General features: G+C 71.8%; 24 protein-coding genes and 1 pseudogene. 13 read left to right on the top strand and 12 right to left on the bottom strand.

What is annotated here, in order from left to right:
- The first annotated feature begins 96 nt into the window (after positions 1 to 96).
- On the top strand, positions 97 to 537 hold the full coding sequence (locus ACZ53K_RS21335) for an aggregation-promoting factor C-terminal-like domain-containing protein (RefSeq protein ID WP_468838775.1): 441 nt from the start codon (positions 97 to 99) through the stop codon (positions 535 to 537).
- Between the two features lie 91 nt (positions 538 to 628).
- Here the strand turns inward: ACZ53K_RS21335 and ACZ53K_RS21330 are convergent, their stop codons facing one another.
- Positions 629 to 1,798 (bottom strand): steroid 3-ketoacyl-CoA thiolase, encoded by a 1,170-nt coding sequence (locus ACZ53K_RS21330; protein WP_468838773.1) that lies wholly within the window; start codon positions 1,796 to 1,798, stop codon positions 629 to 631.
- Positions 1,799 to 2,155: 357 nt separating this feature from the next.
- Here ACZ53K_RS21330 and ACZ53K_RS21325 point away from each other — a divergent pair, with 357 nt between their 5' ends.
- The 4 genes from ACZ53K_RS21325 to ACZ53K_RS21310 all read left to right on the top strand — a co-directional run bounded on the left by ACZ53K_RS21325 (position 2,156) and on the right by ACZ53K_RS21310 (position 5,801).
- Positions 2,156 to 3,388: a cytochrome P450 gene (locus tag ACZ53K_RS21325; RefSeq protein ID WP_468838770.1), complete on the top strand. Its 1,233-nt coding sequence runs from the start codon at positions 2,156 to 2,158 to the stop codon at positions 3,386 to 3,388.
- 316 nt (positions 3,389 to 3,704) lie between these two features.
- On the top strand, positions 3,705 to 4,325 hold the full coding sequence (locus ACZ53K_RS21320) for a DUF6230 family protein (protein WP_468838767.1): 621 nt from the start codon (positions 3,705 to 3,707) through the stop codon (positions 4,323 to 4,325).
- Positions 4,316 to 4,789 (top strand): DUF6114 domain-containing protein, encoded by a 474-nt coding sequence (locus ACZ53K_RS21315; RefSeq protein WP_468838765.1) that lies wholly within the window; start codon positions 4,316 to 4,318, stop codon positions 4,787 to 4,789. The genes ACZ53K_RS21320 and ACZ53K_RS21315 overlap by 10 nt, the downstream gene beginning before the upstream one ends.
- Before the next feature lie 301 nt (positions 4,790 to 5,090).
- Entirely contained in the window at positions 5,091 to 5,801 is a 711-nt protein-coding gene (locus tag ACZ53K_RS21310) for a hypothetical protein (RefSeq protein ID WP_468838762.1), read from the top strand.
- A 128-nt stretch (positions 5,802 to 5,929) separates the two neighbouring features.
- Here ACZ53K_RS21310 and ACZ53K_RS21305 read toward each other — a convergent pair whose 3' ends face one another.
- On the bottom strand, positions 5,930 to 6,271 hold the full coding sequence (locus ACZ53K_RS21305; protein WP_468838759.1) for a hypothetical protein: 342 nt from the start codon (positions 6,269 to 6,271) through the stop codon (positions 5,930 to 5,932).
- Positions 6,268 to 7,881: pseudogene (ctaD, locus tag ACZ53K_RS21300) on the bottom strand (aa3-type cytochrome oxidase subunit I); the annotation flags it as partial. The pseudogene ctaD and the gene ACZ53K_RS21305, both read right to left, overlap by 4 nt.
- 93 nt (positions 7,882 to 7,974) lie before the next feature.
- Between ctaD and ACZ53K_RS21295 the strand changes: the two are divergent.
- Both ACZ53K_RS21295 and ACZ53K_RS21290 read left to right on the top strand, forming a co-directional pair.
- The gene (locus ACZ53K_RS21295) at positions 7,975 to 8,697 is read left to right on the top strand and encodes an RNA polymerase sigma factor (protein WP_468838756.1); all 723 of its coding nucleotides are present in this window, start codon (positions 7,975 to 7,977) and stop codon (positions 8,695 to 8,697) included.
- On the top strand, positions 8,690 to 9,778 hold the full coding sequence (locus tag ACZ53K_RS21290) for a CU044_5270 family protein (protein WP_468838753.1): 1,089 nt from the start codon (positions 8,690 to 8,692) through the stop codon (positions 9,776 to 9,778). Before ACZ53K_RS21295 ends, ACZ53K_RS21290 begins: the two co-directional genes overlap by 8 nt.
- A gap of 42 nt (positions 9,779 to 9,820) precedes the next feature.
- On the opposite strand, the gene ACZ53K_RS21285 is transcribed toward ACZ53K_RS21290, so the two are convergent.
- A complete protein-coding gene (locus ACZ53K_RS21285; RefSeq protein ID WP_468838750.1) occupies positions 9,821 to 10,822 on the bottom strand; it encodes an aldo/keto reductase in 1,002 nt (333 codons plus the stop codon).
- 293 nt (positions 10,823 to 11,115) lie between these two features.
- A complete protein-coding gene (locus ACZ53K_RS21280) occupies positions 11,116 to 11,682 on the bottom strand; it encodes a superoxide dismutase family protein (RefSeq protein WP_468838747.1) in 567 nt (188 codons plus the stop codon).
- 490 nt (positions 11,683 to 12,172) lie between these two features.
- Between ACZ53K_RS21280 and proP the strand changes: the two genes are divergently transcribed.
- On the top strand, positions 12,173 to 13,735 hold the full coding sequence (gene proP, locus ACZ53K_RS21275; RefSeq protein ID WP_468838744.1) for a glycine betaine/L-proline transporter ProP: 1,563 nt from the start codon (positions 12,173 to 12,175) through the stop codon (positions 13,733 to 13,735).
- A gap of 120 nt (positions 13,736 to 13,855) precedes the next feature.
- On the opposite strand, the gene ACZ53K_RS21270 is transcribed toward proP, so the two are convergent.
- Together ACZ53K_RS21270 and ACZ53K_RS21265 are read right to left on the bottom strand one after the other, a co-directional pair.
- Positions 13,856 to 14,119, bottom strand: coding sequence for a hypothetical protein (locus ACZ53K_RS21270; RefSeq protein WP_468838741.1), 264 nt, complete (start codon positions 14,117 to 14,119; stop codon positions 13,856 to 13,858).
- Between the two features lie 229 nt (positions 14,120 to 14,348).
- Positions 14,349 to 14,873 carry a nitroreductase family deazaflavin-dependent oxidoreductase gene (locus tag ACZ53K_RS21265; protein ID WP_468838738.1) on the bottom strand — a complete coding sequence of 175 codons (525 nt, stop codon included), beginning with the start codon at positions 14,871 to 14,873 and terminating at the stop codon, positions 14,349 to 14,351.
- 120 nt (positions 14,874 to 14,993) lie between these two features.
- On the opposite strand from ACZ53K_RS21265, the gene ACZ53K_RS21260 reads away from it, so the two are divergent.
- Both ACZ53K_RS21260 and ACZ53K_RS21255 read left to right on the top strand, forming a co-directional pair.
- Positions 14,994 to 15,500 (top strand): DUF2000 family protein, encoded by a 507-nt coding sequence (locus ACZ53K_RS21260; protein WP_468838735.1) that lies wholly within the window; start codon positions 14,994 to 14,996, stop codon positions 15,498 to 15,500.
- 69 nt (positions 15,501 to 15,569) lie between these two features.
- A complete protein-coding gene (locus tag ACZ53K_RS21255) occupies positions 15,570 to 15,899 on the top strand; it encodes an antibiotic biosynthesis monooxygenase family protein (protein WP_468838733.1) in 330 nt (109 codons plus the stop codon).
- A 78-nt stretch (positions 15,900 to 15,977) separates the two neighbouring features.
- On the opposite strand, the gene ACZ53K_RS21250 is transcribed toward ACZ53K_RS21255, so the two are convergent.
- Both ACZ53K_RS21250 and ACZ53K_RS21245 read right to left on the bottom strand, forming a co-directional pair.
- Entirely contained in the window at positions 15,978 to 16,532 is a 555-nt protein-coding gene (locus ACZ53K_RS21250; protein ID WP_468838730.1) for a hypothetical protein, read from the bottom strand.
- Entirely contained in the window at positions 16,529 to 17,278 is a 750-nt protein-coding gene (locus ACZ53K_RS21245) for a hypothetical protein (RefSeq protein WP_468838727.1), read from the bottom strand. The genes ACZ53K_RS21250 and ACZ53K_RS21245 overlap by 4 nt, the downstream gene beginning before the upstream one ends.
- A gap of 218 nt (positions 17,279 to 17,496) precedes the next feature.
- Between ACZ53K_RS21245 and ACZ53K_RS21240 the strand changes: the two genes are divergently transcribed.
- Positions 17,497 to 18,048 carry a GNAT family N-acetyltransferase gene (locus tag ACZ53K_RS21240; RefSeq protein WP_468838725.1) on the top strand — a complete coding sequence of 184 codons (552 nt, stop codon included), beginning with the start codon at positions 17,497 to 17,499 and terminating at the stop codon, positions 18,046 to 18,048.
- A 42-nt stretch (positions 18,049 to 18,090) separates the two neighbouring features.
- Here ACZ53K_RS21240 and ACZ53K_RS21235 read toward each other — a convergent pair whose 3' ends face one another.
- Positions 18,091 to 20,142 (bottom strand): MDR family MFS transporter, encoded by a 2,052-nt coding sequence (locus tag ACZ53K_RS21235; protein WP_468838722.1) that lies wholly within the window; start codon positions 20,140 to 20,142, stop codon positions 18,091 to 18,093.
- A 188-nt stretch (positions 20,143 to 20,330) separates the two neighbouring features.
- Between ACZ53K_RS21235 and ACZ53K_RS21230 the strand changes: the two genes are divergently transcribed.
- The gene (locus ACZ53K_RS21230) at positions 20,331 to 21,416 is read left to right on the top strand and encodes a peptidoglycan-binding domain-containing protein (protein ID WP_468838719.1); all 1,086 of its coding nucleotides are present in this window, start codon (positions 20,331 to 20,333) and stop codon (positions 21,414 to 21,416) included.
- A gap of 225 nt (positions 21,417 to 21,641) precedes the next feature.
- The gene (locus ACZ53K_RS21225; protein WP_468838717.1) at positions 21,642 to 22,304 is read left to right on the top strand and encodes an HAD-IA family hydrolase; all 663 of its coding nucleotides are present in this window, start codon (positions 21,642 to 21,644) and stop codon (positions 22,302 to 22,304) included.
- Positions 22,305 to 22,414: 110 nt separating this feature from the next.
- Here the strand turns inward: ACZ53K_RS21225 and ACZ53K_RS21220 are convergent, their stop codons facing one another.
- Positions 22,415 to 22,996 (bottom strand): TMEM165/GDT1 family protein, encoded by a 582-nt coding sequence (locus ACZ53K_RS21220; protein WP_468838714.1) that lies wholly within the window; start codon positions 22,994 to 22,996, stop codon positions 22,415 to 22,417.
- A 240-nt stretch (positions 22,997 to 23,236) separates the two neighbouring features.
- Positions 23,237 to 23,995, bottom strand: a complete 759-nt coding sequence (locus ACZ53K_RS21215; RefSeq protein ID WP_468838712.1) for an ABC transporter permease — start codon at positions 23,993 to 23,995, stop codon at positions 23,237 to 23,239.
- Positions 23,996 to 24,144 lie beyond the last annotated feature (149 nt).

Genomic DNA, 24,144 nt, shown 5'->3' with positions numbered 1-24,144 from the left:
CATGGTGAATGTGTCGCCGAGAGCAGCGTGCTTCTTCCCCCCTGGCCCGCAGCCTCGGCGGCGCCACTCGCACCCCACCGGAAGGCTTCTTCTCCCGTGAGCGTCACCCCGTCCACGATCACCAGCCGTCTTGCCCTCCACAAGAAGGCCGTCGTCGCCGCCGGTGCCGTCGCCCTGGGTGCTTCGGCCTTCGCCGCCACGCCGGCCCAGGCCGCCGCTCCCGCGCAGGCCCCGTCCTCCGCGAGCGCGAGCGACGCCAAGGCCGCGGCGCACAAGCTGATCCCGGACCAGGCGCAGTACCAGTGCTTCAGCAACATCGTCGAGCGCGAGAGCGGCTGGGACCCGACCGCCACCAACCCGTCCAGCGGCGCCTACGGCCTCGTCCAGGCACAGCCGGGCTCGAAGATGGCCTCCGCGGGCTCGGACTGGAAGACCAACCCGGAGACCCAGATCAAGTGGGGTCTGGACTACATGAACTCCACCTACGGCAGCCCCTGTGACGCCTGGAACTTCTGGCAGTCCCACAACTGGTACTGAGCGGCCGACCCCCAGCAGCCGACCTCCCCCGAAGCGGCCGGCGCCTCCCCGGCGCCGGCCGCTTCCGCGTGCCTGCCCCCGCACCCCGCCCTCACAGCCGCTGAATGATCGTCCCCGTCGCCAATCCGCCGCCCGCGCACATCGTGATCAGCGCGAACTCCTTGTCCGTACGTTCCAGTTCGTGCAGCGCCGTGGTGATCAGCCGGGCGCCCGTGGCGCCGACCGGGTGGCCCAGGGCGATGGCGCCGCCGTTCACGTTGACCTTCGCCAGGTCCTGGTCGAAGACGCGTGCCCAGGACAGGACGACCGACGCGAACGCCTCGTTGATCTCGACCAGGTCGATGTCCTTGAGCGACATCCCGGCCTTGCCCAGCACGGCCCGGGTCGCGTCGATGGGTCCGTCGAGGTGGTAGTGGGGGTCGGCGCCGACCAGTGCCTGCGCGACGATGCGGGCCCGTGGCTTGAGTTTGAGCGCGCGGGCCATCCGCCTGGACGCCCACATCACCGCGCACGCGCCGTCCGAGATCTGCGAGCAGTTGCCTGCCGTGTGCACGGCGGTCGGCATGACCGGTTTGAGGCCGCCGAGCGCCTCCATGCTCGTGTCGCGCAAGCCCTCGTCGCGGTCCACGAGCCGCCACATGCCCTGTCCGGCGGCCTGTTCGTCCTCCGTCGTGGGCACCTGTACGGCGAATGTCTCGCGCTTGAAGCGTTCCTCGGCCCAGGCCGCCGCGGCCCGTTCCTGCGAGCGCAGTCCGAGCGCGTCGACGTCCTCGCGGGTCAGCCCGCGGTTGCGGGCGATGCGTTCGGCGGCCTCGAACTGGTTGGGGAGGTCCACGTTCCACTCGTCCGGCCAGGGCTTTCCGGGGCCGTGCTTGGAGCCGCTGCCCAGCGGCACCCGCGACATGGCCTCCACACCGCATCCGATGCCGATGTCGATGACGCCGCCCGCGACCATGTTGGCGACCATGTGGTTGGCCTGCTGGGAGGAGCCGCACTGGCAGTCCACGGTGGTGGCGGCGGTCTCGTACGGCAGGCCCATGGCCAGCCAGGCGGTGCGGGTGGGGTTCATGGACTGTTCGCCGGCGTGGGTGACCGTGCCGCCGACGATCTGTTCCACGCAGTCGGGCTGGATGCCGGTGCGGGCGAGGAGTTCGCGGTAGGTCTCGCCGAGGAGGTAGGCGGGGTGGAGGTTGGCGAGCGCGCCGCCGCGCTTGCCGATCGGGGTGCGTACGGCTTCCACGATGACGGGTTCCGCGGCCATGACTGACTCGTCCTCTCCTCACGCCCCGCAGGACGTCCCGGCACCCCCGACGACGGAACTGGTACGCGTTCTAGTTCCTCGGCCAGTCTCTTTGAGCCGCGGCCGGGGGCGCAAGGGTCCTGCACGGGCCTTCCGCCGCCAACGGACGTACTGTGTCAGCAGTTGACGGCCCGCACCCCCTTGCCACGTAGAGAACTCGTTACTACTTTCACCGCCATCAGCTGACGGCCCGTCAGGACCGCCGGTCGGCATCCGCACGACGACGAGCCGCCGGAAGCCCCGACCGGCAGCCGCGCGACGGCAGGCCGCCAGGACCCCGGACCGGCACCGGGCCGGACCAGAGCTGGAGTCGCCGAGATGCCATGTCCCGCGCTGCCCGACGGATTCGACTTCACCGACCCCGACATCTACCACCACCGCGTACCGCTGCCGGAGTTCGCCGAGCTGCGGCGCACCGCCCCCGTCTGGTGGAACGCCCAGCCGCACGGCGCCGCCGGCTTCGGCGACGACGGTTACTGGGTGGTGACCCGTCACGAGGACGTCAAGGAGGTCTCCACCCGGCCGGAGGTCTTCTCGGCGAACCTCAACACCTCGATCATCCGCTTCAACGCGGCCATGACCCGCGACAAGATCGACATGCAGAAGCTGATCATGCTGAACATGGACCCGCCGGAACACACCCGGGTCCGCCAGATCGTCCAGCGCGGCTTCACGCCCCGCGCGATCCGCGCCCTCGAAGGCGCCCTCCGCGACCGGGCGCGGGCCATCGTCGCCGGGGCCCGGCGCAAGGAGTCCGGGGACTTCGTCACCGACATCGCCTGTGAGCTGCCGCTCCAGGCCATCGCCGAGCTGATCGGCATCCCCCAGGAGGACCGGGCCCGGATCTTCGACTGGACGAACAAGATGGTCGCGTACGACGACCCCGAGCTGGCCATCACCGAGGAGGCCGGCAACACCGCGGCGGGGGAGCTGATCTCGTACGCGATGAACCTGGCGGCGGCCCGCAAAGAGTGCCCGGCCCGCGACATCGTCAGCCGGCTCGTCGCGGCGGAGGACGAGGGCAACCTGGCGTCGGACGAGTTCGGGTTCTTCGTCCTGCTGCTGGCCGTCGCGGGCAACGAGACGACGCGCAACGCGATCACCCACGGGATGCACGCGTTCCTGACCCACCCCGACCAGTGGGACCTGTACAAACGGGAGCGGCCCGGCACCGCGGCCGAGGAGATCGTGCGCTGGGCGACGCCCGTCGTCTCCTTCCAGCGCACCGCCACCCAGGACACCACCCTGGGCGGCGCGCGGATCGGCAAGGGCCAGCGCGTCGGCCTCTTCTACGCCTCCGCCAACCACGACCCGGAGGTCTTCGAGAACCCGGGGACGTTCGACATCACCCGCGACCCCAACCCCCACCTCGGGTTCGGCGGGGGCGGCCCGCACTTCTGCCTCGGCAAGTCGCTCGCCGTCCTGGAGATCGACCTGATCTTCCATGCCATCGCCGACGCCACGCCGGACATCTCGCCGGCGGGCACACCCCGCCGGCTGCGGTCGGCCTGGCTCAACGGGGTGAAGGAGCTGCAGGTCCGGTACGTGTAGGCCGTGCGGATCAGGTAGCCCGGGTGGCCCGCGCAGCCCGGGTGGCCCGTACGCGGCTCCGAGCCGGGCCGGCGGCGGCGCGTTCCGCCGACGGGCCGGGCCGCCGCGTCTCTTTTGCGTCTCCTGTGGTTCCTTCGGTCCTCAACCTTGCCAACGGCTACTGGCAGACTTACATTCAACTCGCCAGTAACACCGGCCAGTTCTTCACACCCTCCACGCAATCACCACGCGCCATCACCTTCTGGCCAGGTGCCCAGCACGTCCCCCCACATCTCTCGGCTGCGCGATCCACCGCACATCGAAGGGGACCACTCTCATGAAGGACGCACACGGCAGACACGTCACGGGGCGGGTCAGCTGGCGCAAGTTCGCCGTGCTGTCCGTCCCGGCCCTGGCCGGGACCGCCGCGCTGGCCATCGCCCTGGCCAACGGGGCGCTGGCGGCTTCGTTCGCCGTATCGGGACAGCAGTTCAAGGTGTCCGCCACCTCCCTCAAGGGCGACGGCTTCGCCCAGTACGGCGGCGTCGACCAGAACGCCAGGGGCGAGCTGCTGCCGGTGGCCGTGACCGCCATCAAGAAGGCCGAGCTGAAGAGCCTGTGCCAGTCGGTCGTCACCACCCTGCCGGTCATCGGCGACATCTCGCTCAACCTCACCGCGGGCCGGGGCAGCACGCCGGTCAAGGCGACCGACCTCTTCGTGGACGCCACCCAGCTCTCCGGCAACGCGGACTTCAACAACATCGAGATCGGCCGGGACGCCTCCACCCTCGACAAGGGTCCGGCGACCGCCCAGGGCATGCAGGACCTGTTCGCCCAGCAGGCCGACGACGTCAGCATCACCAACCTCAAGCAGACGGCCTGGGCCACCAACGCCGGTACCTTCCGGCTGGCCGGCCTGAGCATGAACATCTCCAAGGGCAAGAAGGAATGCTTCTGACCGGGCAGGGCCGCTGGCGGCGCGGGCGGGCGGCCTGGCGGCGCTGGCGCAAGGGCCGCCCCTTCTGGGGCGGGCTGGCGGCCGTCGTCGCCGGTGCGGAGATCTGCGCCCTCCCGCTCGCGCCGCTGAAGGTCATGCTTCAGCAGGGCATCGCCGGGATCCCGTCCGTTCTGATGGGCCTGGTCATGATCCTGATGGGCCTGTCCGCGTGGTTCGCGCCGCACTACCGGGGGCTGGCCGGCATCCTCACCGTCCTGGTCGCCACCGCCGCGCTGGTGATGTCCAACCTCGGCGGCTTCCTGTTCGGCACGATCGTCGGCATCCTCGGCGGTGGCATGATCTTCGCCTGGCAGCCGCGCCCGCTGCCGGACCCGGAGCCGCATCCGGGTACGGGCCCGGGGCCGGCGCCGGAGCCCTCCGACGGCGAGCCGTCCGCACCGCCCCGCGCCCAGCCGCAGAGCTGACCCGGCCGCACGGCAGGACCGTCGTACGCGTACGGCAGTGCTTCCGTACGCGTGCGACGGCGCCCCCGGACGGGTTCGGCGGCGCCTCCGTATGCGTACGAAGGCGCTGCCGTACGCATACGAAGGCATCCGCCGCCCCGCGCGGGCACCGCTGCCGCTCCCCGGAACCGCGGCCGACCGCCGCACCCCCATGATCCGCAGGTGTTCGCAGGCACCTGCGTAGCCCCGCAAGCACCAGGGGCTCCATCAGCACAACCAGCACCACCGCCCCACCAACACCGCTCGCAGAAGGAGATTCGCGATGACGCACAGACCCGCACGCTCTCGCGCACATCACCCCGTCGCCCGGCGGCCGCGCGCCCTGCTCGCCGCCGGTACGGGGATCCTCGCGACCGCGTCCCTCACCCTGGCCCTGACCGGCTCGGCCACCGCCCAGCCCACCGGAGCCCCGCTCCCCGAAGGTCCGACCACCGTCACACCGGCCGGTCACACCTACGCCGCCACGCTCAGCGGCAAGGCCACCTTCAAGGCCGGTTCGGTGACCGTGACCTGCACCGTCTCGAACGCCAGCGGCCAGGTCCCGGACGCCCCGGACAACTCCAACGCCTCCGGCCCGGTCAGCAACGGCATCTCGGCGCCCACCTACACCTCGTGCACCACCAGCATGCCGGGCGTCAGCGCCACCATCCAGACGTCCGGCGCCTGGGGCGTCACCATGCAGAACGGCGCGCCGAGCACCGCCGGGCTGACCATCCCGACCGGCGGTTTCGTCCTCAGGACCAGCGGTCTGGCCAGTTGTACGGTGACGGCCGCCCCGACCGGCGCGGCGACGGTGACCGGTGCCTGGGCGAACGGCGCGCCGTCCACCCTGACCTTCACCAATGCCTCGGTGCCGGTCAAGGTCGTCGGCGGCTTCGGCTGCCCGACCAGCGCGACGACGTCGGCGTTCAACGCCGTCTACAAGGTCGCCGACACCACCGACCCGGCGTCGCAGATCACCGTCACCGGCTGACGGCCGGTTTCCGGCCGGAGCGCGGTCCCCGACCGACGCCCGGCCCGGTTCCCGGCTGACGGCCGGGAGGCGCCCGACGGCCGCCCCCTCAGCCGCGGGCGCCCCCGGCCGTCGTCAGTCCGTTGCCCTCACCCGCCGGTGAGGGCAACGGCGGCCGCCACCAGCACCGCGGCGGCGGCCAGGCAGCCCGTCACCAGCCGTCGCCGCAACACCCGGTACACGCCCTCGTATTCGGCGCGCAGTTCTCCGCTGCGTGCCGCGATCCGCCGCAGATACGCGCGGGAGAATTCCAGCTGGTCGGCCTGGTACTGCCGCTCGACCGCCTCCTGCTGCGCACGGGTCAGCCACGGCAGCCGGGCGCTGAATTCGCGGGCCCGGGTGCGTGCGCGGTCCTTCTCGGCCTCCCAGAGCAGATATCCCTCGATCTCGTTGATCGCCTCGGCCGTGCTCACCGGCGTACCGCCGCTCATACCAGCGCACCTCGTTCCTTTTCAGGGTTCAGCCCGGGCGCGCCGACCCCGGGGTGGTGCAGGTCGAATGCCGGGGATTCGGAGCGGATACGCGGCAGGGCGGTGAAGTTGTGGCGGGGCGGCGGACAGGAGGTCGCCCACTCCAGTGAACGTCCCCAGCCCCACGGATCGTCGACGGTGACCTTTTCCCCGTACTTCGCGGTCTTCCAGACGTTGTAGAGGAACGGCAGTATCGACAGGCCGAGCAGGAACGAGGCGATCGTCGAGATCGTGTTCAGCGTCGTGAAGCCGTCGGCGGCGAGATAGTCGGGGATGCGGCGCAGCATTCCTTCGGCACCCAGCCAGTGCTGGACGAGGAAGGTGCCGTGGAAGCCGGCGAACAGCGTCCAGAACGTGATTTTCCCGAGCCGTTCGTCGAGCATCTTTCCGGTGAACTTGGGCCACCAGAAGTGGAATCCGGCGAACATCGCGAAGACGACCGTGCCGAAGATGACGTAGTGGAAGTGGGCGACGACGAAGTACGAGTCGGTGACGTGGAAGTCCATCGGCGGTGATGCCAGGATCACGCCGGTCAGGCCGCCGAAGGTGAAGGTGATCAGGAAGCCGACCGCCCACAGCATCGGCGTCTCGAAGGAGAGGCTGCCCTGCCACATCGTGCCGATCCAGTTGAAGAACTTCACGCCCGTCGGCACCGCGATCAGGAACGTCATGAACGAGAAGAACGGCAGCAGGACGCCGCCCGTCGCGTACATGTGGTGGGCCCATACGGTGACGGACAGGCCCGCGATGGAGATCGTGGCGGCGATCAGCCCGATGTAGCCGAACATCGGTTTCCGGGCGAAGACCGGGATGACCTCGGAAATGATGCCGAAGAACGGCAGCGCGATGATGTACACCTCAGGGTGCCCGAAGAACCAGAAGAGGTGCTGCCACAGCAGTGCGCCGCCGTTGGCCGCGTCGAAGACGTGCGCTCCGAATTTACGGTCCGCCTCCAGGGCGAAGAGCGCCGCCGCCAGTACCGGGAAGGCGAGCAGGACCAGTACGCCGGTCAGCAGCACGTTCCAGGTGAAAATGGGCATCCGGAACATCGTCATGCCGGGCGCGCGCATACAGATGATCGTGGTGATGAAATTGACCGCGCCCAGGATCGTACCGAAGCCGGACAGCGCCAGACCCATGATCCACATATCGCCGCCGATTCCCGGGGAATGCACGGAGTCGGAGAGCGGCGCATAGGCGAACCAGCCGAAGTCGGCGGCCCCCTGCGGGGTGAGGAATCCGCCGACCGCGATCAGCGAGCCGAAGAGGTAGAGCCAGTACGCGAACATGTTCAGCCGGGGAAAGGCGACGTCGGGGGCGCCGATCTGCAGCGGCATGATCCAGTTCGCGAAGCCGGAGAACAGCGGCGTCGCGAACATCAGCAGCATGATCGTGCCGTGCATCGTGAACGCCTGGTTGAACTGCTCGTTCGACAGGAGCTGGTGGCCCGGCCTGGCCAGCTCGGCGCGCATCAGCAGGGCCAGCAGGCCGCCGACGCAGAAGAACGCGAACGAGGTGATCAGGTACAGCGTGCCGATGGTCTTGTGGTCGGTGGTCGTCAGCCACTTCACGGGGGACTTCATGCACCGTAGGTGTCCGGGGCCGCCGGAAACTTCACCGCGGAAGGGTGTGAAGATCGCAGGTGTGCCGGACACCAACAGATCATGAGCAAGGAAGCAGCCGCCGAGGACGGCCCCGGCGGAGACTCTGGCGCGGCCCTCGACAAGGACGTCGACGCAGCCTTCGCCGGCGCCTATCGCGCGCACTACTGGGCGGTCAGCCGCTTCGTCGCCCGCCGGCTGGACAGCGGGCAGGCGGACGACGTCGAGGAGGTGGTGGCGGAGGTCTTCTCCATAGCCTGGCGGCGGCGCGCCGAACTGCCGCCGTCGCCGCTGCCCTGGCTGTACGGCGTCGCCCGCAACTGCCTGTCGAACACGGTGCGCGGCTTCGGCCGCTACCGGCGCCTGCTGCACCGCCTCGGCAACCACGAGGCCGCGCACCGCCGCCAGACCGTGGACAGCCCCGACACGGAACGGCCGGGCTCCTGGGTGCACGACGCCCTGGACCGCCTCTCCCCCGCCGACCAGGAAGTGCTGCGCCTGACGGCCTGGGAGGAACTGACCCTCCAGGAACTGGCCGTCACCCTCGACTGCAGCCAGAGCGCCGCGGCGATGCGGCTGCACCGGGCGCGCAACCGCCTCCGTACGCAGATAGACCGCCTCCGCCCGAAGGGGGCGCCGGAACCCGGCCCGGAGCGCGAACCGGACCACACACCACACCGCGTCCCCCCTCCCCCACCCCGCCCGCGCGCACGCCGTACGACCGCACACCCGCCCCTGACCGCTCCCGCGGTGCCGACCCGAGCCGGAGGCCGCAGCCTTGACTGACGAACTGGAGCTGCTGCGGCAGGCCGACCCCGTCCCCTCCGACGAGGGTCCCTGGCGCGACCGGCCGCTCGACGCCCGCGCGGAGCACCGGCTGGCCGCGCTGATGAGCGCCGGCACACCGTCTTCCACGCCGGCGCGTGCCACCGAGCACGCCCCCGCGCCCGCCTCCCGGACCCACCGCCCGCGCCGCACCCGCCGCCTGCTCATCGGCGCCACCGCCGCCTCGGCCGCCGCGATCGCGGCCCTCACCCTCACCTTCTCCGGCGTCGGTACGGCACCGGCGGCGGCCTCCCCCACCGCACTCGTCGTCCAGCCGGACGCCCCGGCCCTCCCGCTGGACGAGGTCGCGCGCCGGGCGGAGGCGTACGCCCGCGCCCTGCGCGACGCCCCCAAGCCGCACCGGGGCAGCCACCTCCAGAGCTGGTACCTGAGCATGCAGACGGGCCCCGACGCCAAGCCGCCGGTCACCGTGCCCGAGGAGCGCATCACCCGCTGGAACCCGGACGGCAGCGGCTCCGAACTCGTCGTCGCCACCGACCCCCGGCACCCCGGCCGCCCGGTGATCAACGACGCCGACGGCGCATGGCGCACCGTCAACGACGGCAAGGTCCTGCACCGCAAGACGTACCCGGCGGGCACCCGCCTGGACGACCCGGTCACCGGCGACGGCACGCTGCCCGCCCGGCCGCCCGCCGACCCCGACGACCTGCGCTCCTACCTGTCCACCTTCTACAGCGGCGCCGGCACCGAGACGCAGCCGCTGCTCATGGCCCTCTCCTCCTACCTCCAGGAGTGGACGCCGGGCCCGCGCGAGTCGGCGGCGCTGGCCCGGATGCTGTCCCGTACGAAGGACCTCCGCCCGGCCGGACAGGTCATCGACCGCCTCGGCCGGCGCGGCCAGGCGTACGCATACCGCGGCACGGACGCGTCGAAGGGGTCCATGGACGGCACCCTGCAGCTGGTCATCCTCGATCCGGAGACCGGCCGGCTCCTGGGCATGGAGACGACGTTCACGAAGGACGTCCCCGACTTCAAGATCAAGTCGGGTGATGTGCTGTCGTACGAGGCGTGGATGCCGTGAGGTGAGGGCGGGCGGGTGCCCTGGCGAGTCCGCGCCCGCCCTTCAGTGACCGAGCCGGTCCAGGGCCTGCTGCGGGTAGCGCGCGCCCGCCACGGCGTCGGCGGGTACCGCCGCGCGCAGCCGGTCCGCCTGCTCGGCGGTGAGTGTCAGTCCGGCCGCGGCGGCGTTCTCCGCCACGTAGCGCGCCCGCTTCGTACCGGGGATCGGCACGATGTCCTCGCCCTGCGCCAGCAGCCAGGCGAGGGCGGCGCGCGCCGGGGGTACCCCGATCTCGTCGGCGATGCGGCGCACCGCGCGGACGAGCGTGAGGTTGCGTTCCATGTTCCCGTCGGTGAAACGCGGCCAGCGGCGCCGGTTGTCGTCCTCGCCCAGCTCCTCGCGCGAGGCGAGCGCGCCCGCGAGCATCCCGCGCCCGAGGGGCGAGTACGCCACCACCGTGACGCCCAGTTCGCGGCAGGTGGCGAGCAGTTCGCCCTCGACCACGTCCCGGGTGAACAGCGAGTACTCCACCTGTACGGCGCTGATGGGGTGTACGGCGTGCGCCCGGCGCAGCGTCTGCGGGCTGACCTCCGACAGGCCCAGGTGGCGCGCCTTCCCCGCCGTGACCAGCTCCGCCATCGCGCCGACGGTCTCCTCGACCGGTACGGCCGGGTCGCGGCGGTGGGCGTAGTAAAGGTCGACGTACTCGACGCCGAGCCTGCGCAACGAGGCGTCGCAGGCGACCGGTACGTACGCGGGCGAGGTGTCCACGGTGTCGACCCGCCCGGTCACGGGGTCGTGCCGCAGCCCGAACTTCGTCGCGAGGACCGTCGCGTCACGCTTGCCCCGGCCGCGCAGCCAGCCCCCGACGAACTCCTCGTTCGCGCCGCGCCCGTACGCGTCGGCCGTGTCGAGAAACGTCACGCCCAGTTCGGCGGCCCGGTCCAGCGCCCGGCGTGCTTCCGCCGGATCGGCCGGCCCGTAGGCGACGGACATGCCCATGCATCCCAGCCCGACCGCGGAAACACCGGGCCCTCCAGGGCCGCCCAGGCGCCGGTACCTCACAGGTTTCCTCCAGGATGCGTCCGATCAACGCCGCCGAACCATGAGGATCAGCGCGGCAGCCTGCGAGTGATCGTAACGAAGCGAATCGAAGCGAAACGAAGTGAACTGAAACGGAAGCTGTCGGATGAGCCACGGCCGGGCCCGTCTTGTCCGCGCCGCCGAGCACGGCACGCGCGTACGCCGCCGAGTGGCAGGGCGCGGCCGGATCGCCGATGCTTGACGGGCGCGACGATCCAGCGGCGCGGCAGTGGGGCAGGCAGCCCGCCGCCGCGCCGCCCGCATACCGGCGGATCTCAGGCCAGCGGTACGTTGACGCAGGCCAGGCGGGCGCCCGCGGTTCCCGCATGGCCCGGTTCGGTGTGCGTCCGGTGTTCGTGGACGACCACGGAGCGGGCTTCTCCGTGGCGGACGTGCCAGTTGACCTTGGCGGACGAGGCGCCGTCGCCGTCCTCGTCCGTCTTCAGGTCGAGCCACACCTCGTTGCGCGGGTTGGCGTAGGCGGGGTCGGTGGAGGGCTGAACGGGGTCGGGGACGTTCTGGTAGTGCGGGCCGGAGTCGGCCGGTTTGGGCCCGCACGGCTTGGTGTGGACATGGGCACCGTACGTACGGTCCGGGACCAGGCCGGCCAGGCGCAGTCCGACGACCGTACGGCCGTGCCCCGCGGGCCCGTACCGCTTCTCCACGACCGTGACCCGGCTGCCCTCGGGCACCAGGACCGGGTCGTAGGTGACGGCCTCACCCGTCGGTGACGAGGTGAAGTGGGCGCGGACGGTCACGCTGGTGCACTGCACTCCCATGGATGGCGCGGCGGCCGGCGCCATCGCCAGTGACGCGGTCAGCACTGCCGTAGCGATAGACATGCGAGGCACCTTCGCGCCCCGGCGCGCCGACCGGAACCGGGTATTCGGTCAGGCGGGGTGTACGGGGACGTTATGGACCGGAGGATGGGGACGGAATTCGCGGGGCACACGAAGGCGATCCGCGAGCGCTCCATGAGCTGTCCGCGAGCCGGCGCGAGCGATCCGCGAAGGCTCTGAAGTGGGCCGGGTGAATACCGCGAAAATTGTTCGGCGTGGTCTGCATACATCCGTGCGGAGTGGGCAGGGTCAGGTCCGTGCCGTGCATATGTGGCGCACAACAGGGCAATTCGGTTGCGATGATCGCAGCGAGATGGATCACATCCATAAAGGCCGGATAAAGACCCTCCGGGTGCCGCTTCCCCTGGCAGGAGCAGGGATGCGCGCTGTTGCGCTGTCGGCCGTGCACTGTCCGTGATGAGCCACTCTGCCCCTATGGTCGACCTTTGCCCGTCACGCCATGGCGGGCCGGACCCGCCACCGCGGGTGTTCCATGCAGTCGTCCCAGAGAGCGCAGGCGAGCGAGCACGTGCCGACGCAGTCACCCGTCGCACCGCGGACCCGTACCGGTGGTCCCGTACCCGATCCGGCCGAGCCGGAAAAACCGGAGAAGCGGGGGCAGGGCGGCGGCGATGTCACCGTCGTCGAGCCGTCCATGGTCAAGCGGGCCGTCACGGCAGCCGCCGTCGGCAACGCGATGGAGTGGTTCGACTTCGGCGTCTACAGCTACATCGCGGTCACGCTCGGACAGGTCTTCTTCCCGTCCGGCAACCCGACCGCGCAGTTGCTGTCGACGTTCGGCACCTTCGCCGCGGCCTTCCTCGTCCGCCCCATCGGCGGCATGGTCTTCGGGCCGCTCGGTGACCGTATCGGGCGGCAGAAGATCCTCGCCATCACCATGATCATGATGGCGGCGGGCACCTTCGCGATCGGCCTGATCCCCTCGTACGCCTCCATCGGCGTCGGGGCCCCGATCCTCCTGCTGGTCGCCCGTCTGGTGCAGGGCTTCTCCACCGGCGGCGAGTACGGCGGTGCCTCGACCTTCATCGCCGAGTACGCGCCCGACAAGAAGCGCGGCTTCATGGGCAGCTGGCTGGAGTTCGGCACGCTCGCCGGTTACGTCGGCGGCGCCGGTCTGGTCACGCTGCTGACCTACCTCTTCCGCCACGACCACGACGCGCTGCTCTCCTGGGGCTGGCGCATCCCGTTCCTGGTCGCGGGCCCGATGGGCATCATCGGCCTCTACCTGCGGATGCGGCTGGAGGAGACCCCGGCGTTCGCGCAGCTGGAAGCGGAGGCGCGGACCAAGGAGAAGGAGCGCCGGGAGGCCGAGAAGAGGATCGGCCTGCGCGAGATGATCTTCGGTCAGTGGCGCGCGATGCTGCTCTGCGTCGGCCTGGTCCTGGTCTTCAACGTCACCGACTACATGCTGCTGTCGTACATGCCCAGCTACCTGACCTCGGAGCTGAAGTACGACGAGACGCACGGACTGCTGGTCGTGCTCGCGGTCATGGTCGTGATGATGTGCGTGCAGCCCTTCGCGGGCCGGCTCACCGACCGCTTCGGGCGCCGCCCGGTCATCGCGACCGGCTGCGTCGGCTTCCTGGTGCTGTCCGTACCGTCGCTGCTGCTCATCCGGCAGGGTTCGCTGGCCGGCATCGCGCTGGGCATGGCCGTACTGGGCCTGCTGCTGGTGTGCTTCACGTCCACCATGCCGTCCACGCTGCCCGCGCTGTTCCCGACGAAGGTGCGCTACGGCTCGCTGTCCATCGGCTTTAACGTCTCGGTCTCCGTCTTCGGCGGTACGACTCCGCTGATGGTGACCGCGCTGATCGGCGCCACGGGCAACAAGATGATGCCCGCGTTCTACATGATGGCCGCCGCCGTGGTCGGCGGGATCGCCGTCCTGCTGATGTCGGAGAGCGCGCGCAAGCCGCTGCCCGGCTCGCCCCCGGCGGTCGAGACGGAGTCGGAGGCGCGCGCGCTGCGCAAGGCCGCGGCGTCGAAGCCCGCCGCGGGCAAGAAGCGGCGCGTGGCCGCGGAGACGCCTGCCTGACCCGGCCGGTCCACGAGCCCCCGGTCACCTGACCCCACGACGCCTGTGCGCGAGGACTTCTCCGTCCTCGCGCACAGGCGTTTCCGGTGCCGGCGGCGTCCGTGCAGCGCGTCCGGTACCTCAGGTGTCGCTCGGGCGGTACGGACGCTCCCACCCGCCGTTGTCACACGTACGCCCCGACGGGTCCTTCTGGCCGTGCGCGTAGACGCCCTCCCCCGAGGTCGCCCCGGACGGCGAGGGGAAGAAGCTGGTGTACGCGACACGGCAGCTCTCACCGCGCGCCGCACGGTCGTGCGCGGGACAGGCCGACGCGACGGGAACGGCGGCCAGGACGGCGCCGGCCGCGGAGACCGTCACCACCGCGGCACGGGTGAACTTCCGCATGGGGATCAAGAGGTTCCCTTTCGTCACCGGGCCGCGCCCTCGCGCGTCCCGGTGGCCATGCTGGCGGGAAACCACCGCCCGGACCCGGCCACACTCCGGCGCCCCGGCGGCTGCAACTCCAACAGCCGACACAGCCATTACCGCCGGACCGCCACCCCGTTGAACCCCTGGCCCGTCACTGCTCCACGAGCGCGGCACTGCTCCACGAGCGCGGCACTGCTCCACGGGCTCACTGCTCCACGAGCCGTACGAACGGTATGTTCTCCCCCGCCTGCCGGTAGCCCTCGACCGTGCCGTCGACCTCGAACCCCATGTACGCGGTCAACTGCCTGGCCGCCTTCGGGTGCTTCGGCGCGTACCGCGCCATGACCCGGCCGCCCTCCTCGGCGGGAAGGAAGTTCGCGACGACGGCACACCGTCTGCGGCCGACCTGGATGGTGGCCCTGGGCTGCGCCTGGAGGTTGCGATACCACTGCGCTCCCGGACCGAAGCCGGAGGCCAGCGTCCACGTACGGGCCTGCCGGTCGTACGCCACCACCTCCAGGACAACCCGCCGGGTCTTGCCCGACGTACGGCCGAGGTGCTCCAGAAGCAGCAGCCGCTTGCCGAAGAGGCCACCGAGGCCGAGCCGGTAGAGGTGGATCGGAGCACGGAAGGCAAGCCGTTTCCAGCCGGTCGGCCGCGCCGGCCTGTTGACCCGCCGCGCCGCCCGCGGCTTCTCCGACGGCCCCTGTCCCGCTTCTGAGTTCGACATACTCCGACGTTAGCCCCGACCACCGACAACGGGAGTGCGGCAACCGGCCGAGCCGGTTCGCCGCGTCCCGCGCGCACCAGCGTTCAAGACGGCATTCCGCTTGCGGGCCAGACTCGCCCCATGAGCACCGACACCGACCTGACTGCCGGAACACCTGCCGGAACGCCTTCCGGAATACCTGCCGAGGAAGCCACCGGGGAAGCCGCCGGAGCAGCCGACCGTTTCCCCACCAAGATCGCCATCGTGGTCCGCGAAGACCTCGCCACCTGGCAGAAGCTGAACGTGACGGCCTTCCTGGCGAGCGGCATCGCCCACGCGTCCGACGACATCATGGGCAAGCGGTACGAGGACGGTTCGGCCAACGACTACCTGGCGCTGCTGCGGGAGCCGGTCCTGTGCTTCGCCGCCGACTCCGCCGGCCTGGCCCGTACCCACACCCGCGCCCTCTCCCGGGAGTTGCCCACCGCGCTCTACACGGCGGACATGTTCACCACCGGCAACGACGACGACAACCGCGCGGTGGTACGCGCCGTCCCTGTCGCCTGCCTCGACCTCGTCGGCCTGGCGGTCTACGGCCCACGGAAGGTCGTCGACAAGGTGATCAAGGGGCTGAAGCTGCACGGCTGAGAGCCGTCAACGGCGCGGCAGGTGGCCCTGGCCGCCATTCGCCGGACGGTATGGGGCACGATGTTCGGTATGAGCATCGTGAAGATCAATGTGCTGACCGTACCCGCCGAACAGCGGGAGGTGCTGGAGAAGCGCTTCGGAGCGCGGGCCGGTGCCGTCGAGTCGTCGGACGGCTTCGAATGGTTCGAGCTGCTGCGCCCGGTGGAGGGCACCGACCAGTACCTCGTGTACACCCGCTGGCGTGACGAGGAGTCGTTCCAGGCCTGGATGGAGGGGCCGATGAAGGCCGCGCACCAGGGCGGCGGTGGCGCGGAGGACGGCGAGCGGCCCAAGCCGGCCGCTTCCGGGTCCACGCTGTGGTCGTTCGAGGTCGTGCAGCAGGCGAGCCCGAAGAAGTAGGACCGTACGAGGTACGCACCGCGAGCGGCGGACCGGCCGACCCTCTTCGGTCGCCGGTCCGCCGATTCGCGCGCGGCCTCAGAAGTCGAGCAGCCGCTGGGCGGTCTCCCGGTAGTGGCGCAGGGCGACGCGCAGCTGTTCGGTGTCGGTGCCGCCCTGTTCCCAGGACGTGTGCAGGGCGCGGCGGCGGGCGGCCAGGGCCTCCGGGAGGAGGGCGGCCAGCTCTTCGTAGATGCTGTCGGCTTCCTCTACTGCCTCACGGGGGCGGTCGACGAAGCCGTTGACGGCGTGGTCGAGCCGCTGCCGCAGCTTGTCCCGGGCGTCGGCGGGCAGCAGGGGCTCGGAGGCTCCCGTACGGCCGTGGCCGGGCGTTTCGGTCGCCGGGGCGGACGAGGGAGCGTCGGGCGTGCCCGCGGGGTAGTCGGTTTCGGTGCCGGGCAGGCCCGCGTACGCACCGGGTACGGACTCGGTGGCGCCCGACGTGGCGGTGGGCGGCGGCGCGGTCGGCTGCTGCCCGCTGCGGTGGCCTTCGTACGCCGCGGCTCCGCGCTCCGGGGGTGGCATCCCCTCGCTCGCCGCGCGCTCGCGGGGCGTCTCGACGGGACCGGTTCCGCGTTCGTCGAAGGTGCTCATCGCGCACCGCCTTCCGCGGTGTCGTGCCCGTGGCCGCGGCCGTGCGTCCAGGGAGAACGCATCCGGTCGCCGAGCCGCCGGGCGGTGGGCTTGTGGTGCCGGGGGCCGTGGTGACCGGCCGCCGGGTCGTGACCGTCGTGCGACGGGTCGCCGCGGCCGTGGTCGCGGGGGCCGTGCGAGGCGGAGCGGCCCGATCCGGCGTCGAGCAGTTCGGTGAACAGGGCGCGCGCGTACACCACGGCGGCGCGCAGTTCCTCCGTGCCGGCGGCGTTCTCGGGCCGGTTGTTGCGGGCGCGTACGGCCGTCTCGTGGGCCTTGCGGTAATCGTGGACGCCGTGCGCGTGGTGGACGGAGAGCGCGTCGGTCTGCTCGTCGTAGGTGTCCGCCGGGTAGCCGCGCTCGCGGGCGAGCCGGCCGATCAGCAGGTCGGCCTCGACGACGGCCTGTTCGGGCTCGTCGACGAACTGCCGCTGTACGGCCTCCCACCGCTCCTCGTACTGCAGGCGCAGCTCGGCGGTGAGCGGCAGCGGACGGAAGGCGCCGTGCCGGTCCAGCCGCTGGTTCAGTTCGCGTTCGGCGGCCACGGTGTCGCCGTCGTGTACGGCGACGGCTCGTTCGTACTCGGGGCCGAATCGTTTGCGCAGTCCTCTGCTGCCGCTGCGGGCGACCTTGGCGCGGGCCATGAGGACGAGAGCGGCGATCACCAGGAGCGCCACGACAGGGACGATGATCAAGGTGATGGACATACAGGGCGGGTTGCCCCGCCGCCGGAGGCCAAACCCCGCCTGGTGACGGGCGGGTTGGAGGCGGGTTGGAGGCCGATTGGGGTCCGGCCGGGGGCCGGTTAGGGGCCTGCGGGGCGCGGCGGAGGGGGGCGGCGGGGCCGTACGGTGCGGGACCGGCCGGTGACACGACGGGCGATATTCGCGGGCAGCGGTCCGCCCTGTAGCGGCACAATGCGGCCATGACCGACGCCGCCATGACCGATGCCGCCACCAGGACCATGCCCGGGGCCTGGCAGCTCTCGGTCGAGCCCGACGACTCGCCCGCCGCCACGGCCTTGTTCCGTGAGTATTACACCGAGGTCGCGCAGCGCTATCACACCCTGCACGGACATCCGAGGATCACGCCCGAGGAGATCGACGAGGGCGTGGCGGAGTACCCGGTCGGCCAACTGGTGCCGCCGACGGGCGTGTTGTTCGTCGTCCGGCAGGCGGGCGAGGCCGCCGGGTGCGCCGGGCTGCTGCTCATCGACGGCGGGCGTACGGCGGAACTGAAGCGGGTGTTCGTCCGCGAGCCGTGGCGCGGGCGGGGCGCGGCGGGCGTGCTGATGCGCGCCGTCGAGCGGCGGGCGGCGGAACTGGGCACCGAGCGCCTCCGGTTGGACACCCGGCGGGATCTGACCGAGGCGGTCGCGATGTACCGCGCGTACGGGTACGGGGAGATTCCCGCGTACAAGGAGGACCGGTACGCGGAGCTGTTCTTCGAGAAGCGGGTGGTGGGCGGGGGCGCATAGCGCGGCGCCGCTTTGTGGGGCGGTTCCGGCACGGCCCCCGGTTCAGCGCGGCGCCGCCGGTGGCGGACGTCTGCGGGCGTCGCCGTTGTGCGGGCTCTCCGCGTCCGAGCCGCACAGTTCCGCCGACAGCTCGTCGACCAGCTTCGTGAGATCGGTCGGCCGGTCCTCGGTCCACCAGTCGCCGAGGAGTTCGGCCAGCGAAGCGCGGCGGGCGGCGGCCAGCCGTTCGGTGACCGCGCGGCCCTTGTCGGTGAGGACCAGCGGCAGCCCTTCCCGTACGGCCAGCCCGCGCTCCTCGATCTGCCGGGTCGCCTCGGCGATCACCCGGAACGGCACGATGCTGCGTTCGGAGAGCAGCGCGGGCTCCACCGAGCCATAACGGTTGATGCGCAGCAGCATCCAGCTCGCCGCGGGCTTGAGGTCCAGCCCGGCCTGCTCGGTGATCCGCTCGTAGACCGCCTTGCGGCCCTCCAGGCTGCCCAGTTTGGACAGCGCGCGGCAGACCTCCTCGTACGAGGAACGGTGCACGGGGTTCGAGGAGAGCACCTCGGACGTGTCGGGCGCGGTGACGCCGCGGCGCAGCGGCTCCTCGCGGAGGAACCAGGCCAGGACGAAGGCGACCAGTACGACCGGGACCGCGTACAGGAAGACGTCGGTGATGGAGGTCGCGTAGGCGTCGAGCACGCCGGACGCGGCGTCGGGAGGCAGCTGCCCGACCGTCCGCGGGTCCTCGGCGATTCCGGACGGGTCGGTGCCGGGCGGCAGCTGCTTGCCGGCGAGGGCGTCGGCGATCCGGGGCCCCAGCTTGTTGGCGAAGACCGTGCCGAAGATGGAGACGCCGAAGGAGGAGCCGATCGAGCGGAAGAACGTGGCGCCCGAGGTGGCGACGCCGAGATCCTCGTAGGCGACGGCGTTCTGCACGATGAGGACGAGGACCTGCATGACCAGGCCCAGCCCGAAGCCGAAGACGAAGAAGTACAGGCTCATCACGGCGACGCCGCTGGACGGGCCGAGCTGGTGCAGGAGCAGCAGGCCGACGGCCGTGACGGCGGTGCCGGCGATGGGAAAGACCTTGTAGTGCCCGGTACGGCTGACGAGTTGCCCGGACGCCGTCGAGGACAGCAGCATGCCGATGACCATCGGCAGCATGTGCACCCCGGACATGGTCGGCGAGACGCCCTGCACCACCTGGAGGAAGGTCGGCAGGTACGTCATCGAGCCGAACATCGCGAAACCGATGACGAAGCCGATGACCGCGGTGAGGGTGAAGGAGCGCAGGCGGAACAGGCGGAGCGGCAGCACCGGTTCGGCGGCCCGGCGCTCGACGGCGACGAACACCGCCAGCAGGACCAGGCCGAGCGCCCCCAGGCCGATGATCTGCCAGGAGCCCCAGCCGTAGCTGACGCCGCCGAGCGACGTCATCAGCACGAAGCACGCGGCCACCGCGGCGATGAGGAGGGTGCCGGGGTAGTCGATGCGGTGCGGGGTGCGGCGGACCGGGATGTGCAGCACCGCGGCGATGACGGCCAGCGCGACGATGCCGATGGGCAGGTTGATGTAGAAGACCCAGCGCCAGCTGAGATGGTCCACGAACAGGCCGCCGAGCAGCGGCCCGAGCACGCTCGTCGCGCCGAAGACCGCGCCGAACAGGCCCTGGTAGCGGCCCCGGTCCCGGGGCGGCACGATGTCGCCGACGATCGCCATCGACAGCACGATCAGACCGCCGCCGCCCAGGCCCTGGACGGCGCGGAACGCGATCAGCTGCGGCATGTCCTGCGCGATGCCGCACAGCGCGGACCCGATCAGGAAGATCACGATGGCGGTCTGGAACAGCCGCTTGCGCCCGTACTGGTCGCCGAGCTTGCCCCACAGCGGGGTCGCGGCGGTCGAGGCCAGCAGATACGCGGTGACCACCCAGGACAGATGGTCCAGGCCGCCGAGATCGCTGACGATGGTGGGCAGCGCGGTGGCGACGATGGTCTGGTCGAGTGCCGCGATGAGCAGCCCGAGCAGCAGCGCGCCGATCGCGACGAGGACCGTCCGCCGGGACTGCCCCTCGCCGGGGACGGCCGGAGCGCCGGTGTCCTGCGCCATGAGCGTCTCTCTTCGTGCGGGTCTCTTCGAGCGGGCGGGGTCGGACTTTCTTCCATCCTGATCGTTTCGGTGGGATACGGCCTGCTGAGAGCCGTGGGGCCCGGTGGCTCCCGGATGCTCCCTGTGCAGGAAGGGGCCAGACCGGGATAATCACTGACCGATCGAGGGCTTCAGGAGGGGGAACGCTCGTGACGGCGCAGACCTGCCCGCACTGCTCGGCACCCGCGCGCGACGACGGCCGGACGAGGTGCCTGTGCGAGGCGGCCGGCGCCGCGGACTTCGATCCGCTGCGGGTACGCCCGTACGTGCCGCTGCCGGAAGGGGCGGACGCCACCGGCGCGGCGGCGGACTCGACGGCGGAGCTGATGCGGCCCGATCCGCGTCCCGCCCCGCGCTTCGGCTCCCGTACGGTGCCGCCGGCCGGGTCGCGGACGGGGGCTCGCGCCGGATCCCGCGCGGGACCGCGCTCCGGAGGGCGGGCGGATGCGGACGCCGGAGGACGGACCGGCTCCCGCGTCGGTCCGCACGCCGGTCCGCTCGATGGGCTGCCCGCCGGGGCGGAAGCGGGCGCGGCGGGCGGGATGCGACCCGGCGCGCACGCGGACGTACACGCGGACGCGCGGGCCGGGGCGGACTCCGGTACGTACGACGTGTCCCGCCGCCGCAGGAAGCAGGCGGCCCTGGCCGCCATGGCGGTCTCCGCGGCGTCCCTGGCCGCGGGCGCGGTACTGCTCAGCGGCGCCCTGCTGTCCGACACGGACCAGGACCGCGCCCTGCCGGACAACCACCGGCACATGCCCAGCGCCGCCCGGCCGTCCGGCAGCGGCGACGACAGCCCGGGAGGCGGCGGCCCCGGCCGCCGCGCCGCGCCGCCGGCCGCCGTCCCCACACCGGGGCCGCACCGGGTGACCAGGGCCCAGCCGCCGCCCGGCCCGTCGGGCACGCCGTCCCCGTCGTCCAGCCCGTCGTCGGCCTCGGGCACGGCCACGGCGTCCGGCAGCATCACCAGCGCCCCGGAGAGCCGGACGCCGAGCAGGCCGCCGGACGGGCCGATCGTGCTGCGGGAGGGAGCCAGCGGGCCGGAGGTCGTGGAGCTGCAGCGGCGGCTGGAGCAGGTGGCCACGTACCCGGGCCCGGAGGACGGCCGCTTCAGCAGTGCCGTACGCGAAGCCGTCGCCGCCTTTCAGCGGTTCTACGGGCTGCGACAGGACCCGGCAGGGGTCTACGGGGTGCAGACCCGCCGGTCGCTGGAGGCCCGTACGGTCGAACCGTGAGGCGGGGGCGGGCCGCCGGGCAGGAGCCCGCCGAGGCGGGGGCGGGCCACCGGACACGAGCCTGCCGAGGTGGATCCCGGCCACCGGGCACGGGCTTGCCGAGGGGGCGGTTGGCCTCGAACGGGGTGTTCTTTGTATCGTGTAGGAACAAAGTGGTTCCGCCCGCACTCCCTGACCGGCGGGCGGAGCCGCTTGACTCTTTCCTCAGCGCCCAGGAGCCCGCCGATGCCGGCAACCACCCCGCTCATAGCCCGCGCCCTGCTGCTGGACATGGACAGCACGATCGTGAACTCCGAGGCCGTGGTCGAGCGCTGCTGGCGCCGCTGGGCCGCCGAGCAGGGCCTGGACGCGACCGAGGTACTCAAGGTGGTGCACGGCCGGCAGGGCTGGGCCACGATGGCGGCGCTGCTCCCCGACCGCCCGATGGAGCTGAACCACGCGGACAACCGGCGGATGCTGGAGCAGGAGACCGCCGACGTGGACGGCGTCGTGCCGGTGCCCGGCGCGCCCGCCTTCATGGACGCGCTCGCCCGGCTGCCGCACGCGCTGGTGACCTCCGCCGACATCGCCCTCTCCGACGCCCGCATGGGCGCGGCCGGGCTGCCGATGCCGGCCGTACGGATCACCGCCGAGTCGGTCAGCGCCAGCAAGCCGGACCCCGAGGGCTTCCTCAAGGGCGCGGCCGAGCTGGGGTACGCGCCCGAGGACTGTGTGGTCTTCGAGGACTCCGAGGCGGGTATCGCGGCCGGGCGCGCGGCGGGGATGCGCGTGGTCGGCGTCGGCGAGCGGGCCGGGGCCTTCGGTCCCGACGTCCACGTACGCGATCTGGAGCAGGTCCGGGTCGAGGCGCTCGCGGACGGATCGATCGCGCTGCACATCGACGCCTGATCCTCGGCACCCGAAGACCGACGACGGCCGCTCACCGACGGCTGACCAGGACCGACGGCTGACCAGGCGGGAGACTCGGGGCGGGCCACCGGCCCGCCCCGAGTCCGTTTTCACCCCACGATCGCCTCGTACAGGCTGAACCCCGCCAGCAGCACCATCACCGCGGCCGCCACCTTCGTGATCAGCTTCAGCGGTACGTACTTCATGAGCGTGCGGCCGCCGAGGATGCCCAGGCCCGCCACCGCCCACAGGGCCAGCACGGCGCCGACGCCCACCGAGACCGGGTCGTCGTAGCGGGCGGCGAGGTTCGCGGTCATGATCTGGGTCAGGTCGCCGAACTCGGCGACCAGGATCATCATGAAGCCCGCCCCGGAGACCTTCCAGAAGCTCTGGTCGGCGGGCTTCCTGACCTCCTCCTCGTCGTCGTCCTTCTTGAAGAGCAGGACCGCCGCGCCCGCGAGGAAGAGCACGCCGACGACCGCCTGGACGAGGCGGTGCGGGAGCAGGGACAGCACGCTGCCCGCGGCGATGGCGAGCGCGACGTGTACGGCGAAGGCCGCGGCGACGCCGGCGAACACGTACGAGGCGCGGTAGCGGGTGCCGAGCATCAGCCCGGCCAGGGCGGTCTTGTCCGGCAGCTCGGCCAGGAAAACGACGCCGAAGACGACGGCGGCGACGGTGAAACTGAACACGGGGTGTCTTACCTCGATCGGTCGGGCCGCACCGAGGGGCCCGGAAAAGGGGTCGCTTCGGCACGGCAGCGTCTCTTGCGCAGACGTGCGTCTGCGCAAACACTGCGGCCGAAGGTCTCGCTGGCGCGGCAGGGACACCGGTCACCTGCCACGCTCCGGGCGCCGGCCCACCGCGGGCGGCCTGTCACCTGGGCGGTGGCGGCCGACGGGCGGGCAGTATGTCGACGGTCCGGCGAAGAGCTACTCCCCTTCTGCTGCGGTCAAGGGTACGCGGTGCAGCCGCCCGCGGGCCACCAGCTCCAGTACCACCGCCACGGCCGCGGCCTGTACGGCGAGCAGCGCGACCAGCACGAACATCTGCACCGCGCCCGCCTGAACGGGTGACGCGCCGCCCAGCAGCATCCCGACGAAGGCGCCGGGGAGCGTGACGAGCCCCACGGTGCGGGTCTGGTCCAGGCCCGGCAGCAGCGCGTCGGACGCGGCCGGACGGGCGACCTCCATCCGGGCTTCCCGGTCGAGCAGCCCGAGCGCCAGCCCCGCCTCCACCTCCCCGTGCCGCGTCTCCAGCTCGTCCAGGGCCCGCCGCCCGCCGAGGACGGTGGCGGTGAGGGCGCCGCCGATCAGGATGCCGGCGACGGGGATGAGGGTGATGCCGCGCGGCGGGACCAGGCCGGTCAGCAGCAGGGCGCCGACGACCGGTACGACCCCGGCGGCGAGGGGCGCGGCCGCCCACCACCAGGTGCGGTTCGGGGTGAGGCGGCGGCCGGCGGTCCGGACGGCCACCGTGAACATCAGTACGAGGAAGCAGAGCAGCCAGGGCAGGGACCGTACGACCCAGCCGATGAGGTACGAGACGGCGGCGAGCTGGAGGGCGGCGCGCAGACCGGCGAGGGCGACGGCCCGCGCGTGGCCGAGGCGGGCGAGCGCGACGGCGGCCACGGCGGCGGCGAGCAGGACGGCGAGGACGACCCCGAAGGTGGCGTTGACCGGCAGCAGCACGCGCTCACTGTAGGGCGGGGGCGCAGCCGCGGAGCGCGTACGCCACGGCGGAGTCCGGCGCTCCGGAAGGGGCGCACGCGCCCGCGCGAGCCACATTCCGGCCCGCCGGGGCCGGGTGACGTGTTGTCAACCCCTTGAACTGACGTGGG

Source organism: Streptomyces sp. NPDC033221 (genome assembly GCF_055577005.1).
Note: the sequence above shows the minus strand (reverse complement) of the source record. Positions and strands in the feature narration are given on the sequence as shown.

Excerpts from the sequence above, each read along its gene's own strand:
- ACZ53K_RS21330 (WP_468838773.1), bottom strand. The coding sequence starts at position 1,798 with ATGGCCGCGGAACCCGTCATCGTGGAAGCCGTACGCACCCCGATCGGC.
- ACZ53K_RS21325 (WP_468838770.1), top strand. The coding sequence starts at position 2,156 with ATGCCATGTCCCGCGCTGCCCGACGGATTCGACTTCACCGACCCCGAC.
- ACZ53K_RS21320 (WP_468838767.1), top strand. The coding sequence starts at position 3,705 with ATGAAGGACGCACACGGCAGACACGTCACGGGGCGGGTCAGCTGGCGC.
- ACZ53K_RS21315 (WP_468838765.1), top strand. The coding sequence starts at position 4,316 with ATGCTTCTGACCGGGCAGGGCCGCTGGCGGCGCGGGCGGGCGGCCTGG.
- ACZ53K_RS21310 (WP_468838762.1), top strand. The coding sequence starts at position 5,091 with ATGACGCACAGACCCGCACGCTCTCGCGCACATCACCCCGTCGCCCGG.
- ACZ53K_RS21305 (WP_468838759.1), bottom strand. The coding sequence starts at position 6,271 with ATGAGCGGCGGTACGCCGGTGAGCACGGCCGAGGCGATCAACGAGATC.
- ACZ53K_RS21295 (WP_468838756.1), top strand. The coding sequence starts at position 7,975 with ATGAGCAAGGAAGCAGCCGCCGAGGACGGCCCCGGCGGAGACTCTGGC.
- ACZ53K_RS21280 (WP_468838747.1), bottom strand. The coding sequence starts at position 11,682 with ATGTCTATCGCTACGGCAGTGCTGACCGCGTCACTGGCGATGGCGCCG.
- proP (WP_468838744.1), top strand. The coding sequence starts at position 12,173 with ATGCAGTCGTCCCAGAGAGCGCAGGCGAGCGAGCACGTGCCGACGCAG.
- ACZ53K_RS21270 (WP_468838741.1), bottom strand. The coding sequence starts at position 14,119 with ATGCGGAAGTTCACCCGTGCCGCGGTGGTGACGGTCTCCGCGGCCGGC.
- ACZ53K_RS21265 (WP_468838738.1), bottom strand. The coding sequence starts at position 14,873 with ATGTCGAACTCAGAAGCGGGACAGGGGCCGTCGGAGAAGCCGCGGGCG.
- ACZ53K_RS21260 (WP_468838735.1), top strand. The coding sequence starts at position 14,994 with ATGAGCACCGACACCGACCTGACTGCCGGAACACCTGCCGGAACGCCT.
- ACZ53K_RS21255 (WP_468838733.1), top strand. The coding sequence starts at position 15,570 with ATGAGCATCGTGAAGATCAATGTGCTGACCGTACCCGCCGAACAGCGG.
- ACZ53K_RS21250 (WP_468838730.1), bottom strand. The coding sequence starts at position 16,532 with ATGAGCACCTTCGACGAACGCGGAACCGGTCCCGTCGAGACGCCCCGC.
- ACZ53K_RS21245 (WP_468838727.1), bottom strand. The coding sequence starts at position 17,278 with ATGTCCATCACCTTGATCATCGTCCCTGTCGTGGCGCTCCTGGTGATC.
- ACZ53K_RS21240 (WP_468838725.1), top strand. The coding sequence starts at position 17,497 with ATGACCGACGCCGCCATGACCGATGCCGCCACCAGGACCATGCCCGGG.
- ACZ53K_RS21235 (WP_468838722.1), bottom strand. The coding sequence starts at position 20,142 with ATGGCGCAGGACACCGGCGCTCCGGCCGTCCCCGGCGAGGGGCAGTCC.
- ACZ53K_RS21225 (WP_468838717.1), top strand. The coding sequence starts at position 21,642 with ATGCCGGCAACCACCCCGCTCATAGCCCGCGCCCTGCTGCTGGACATG.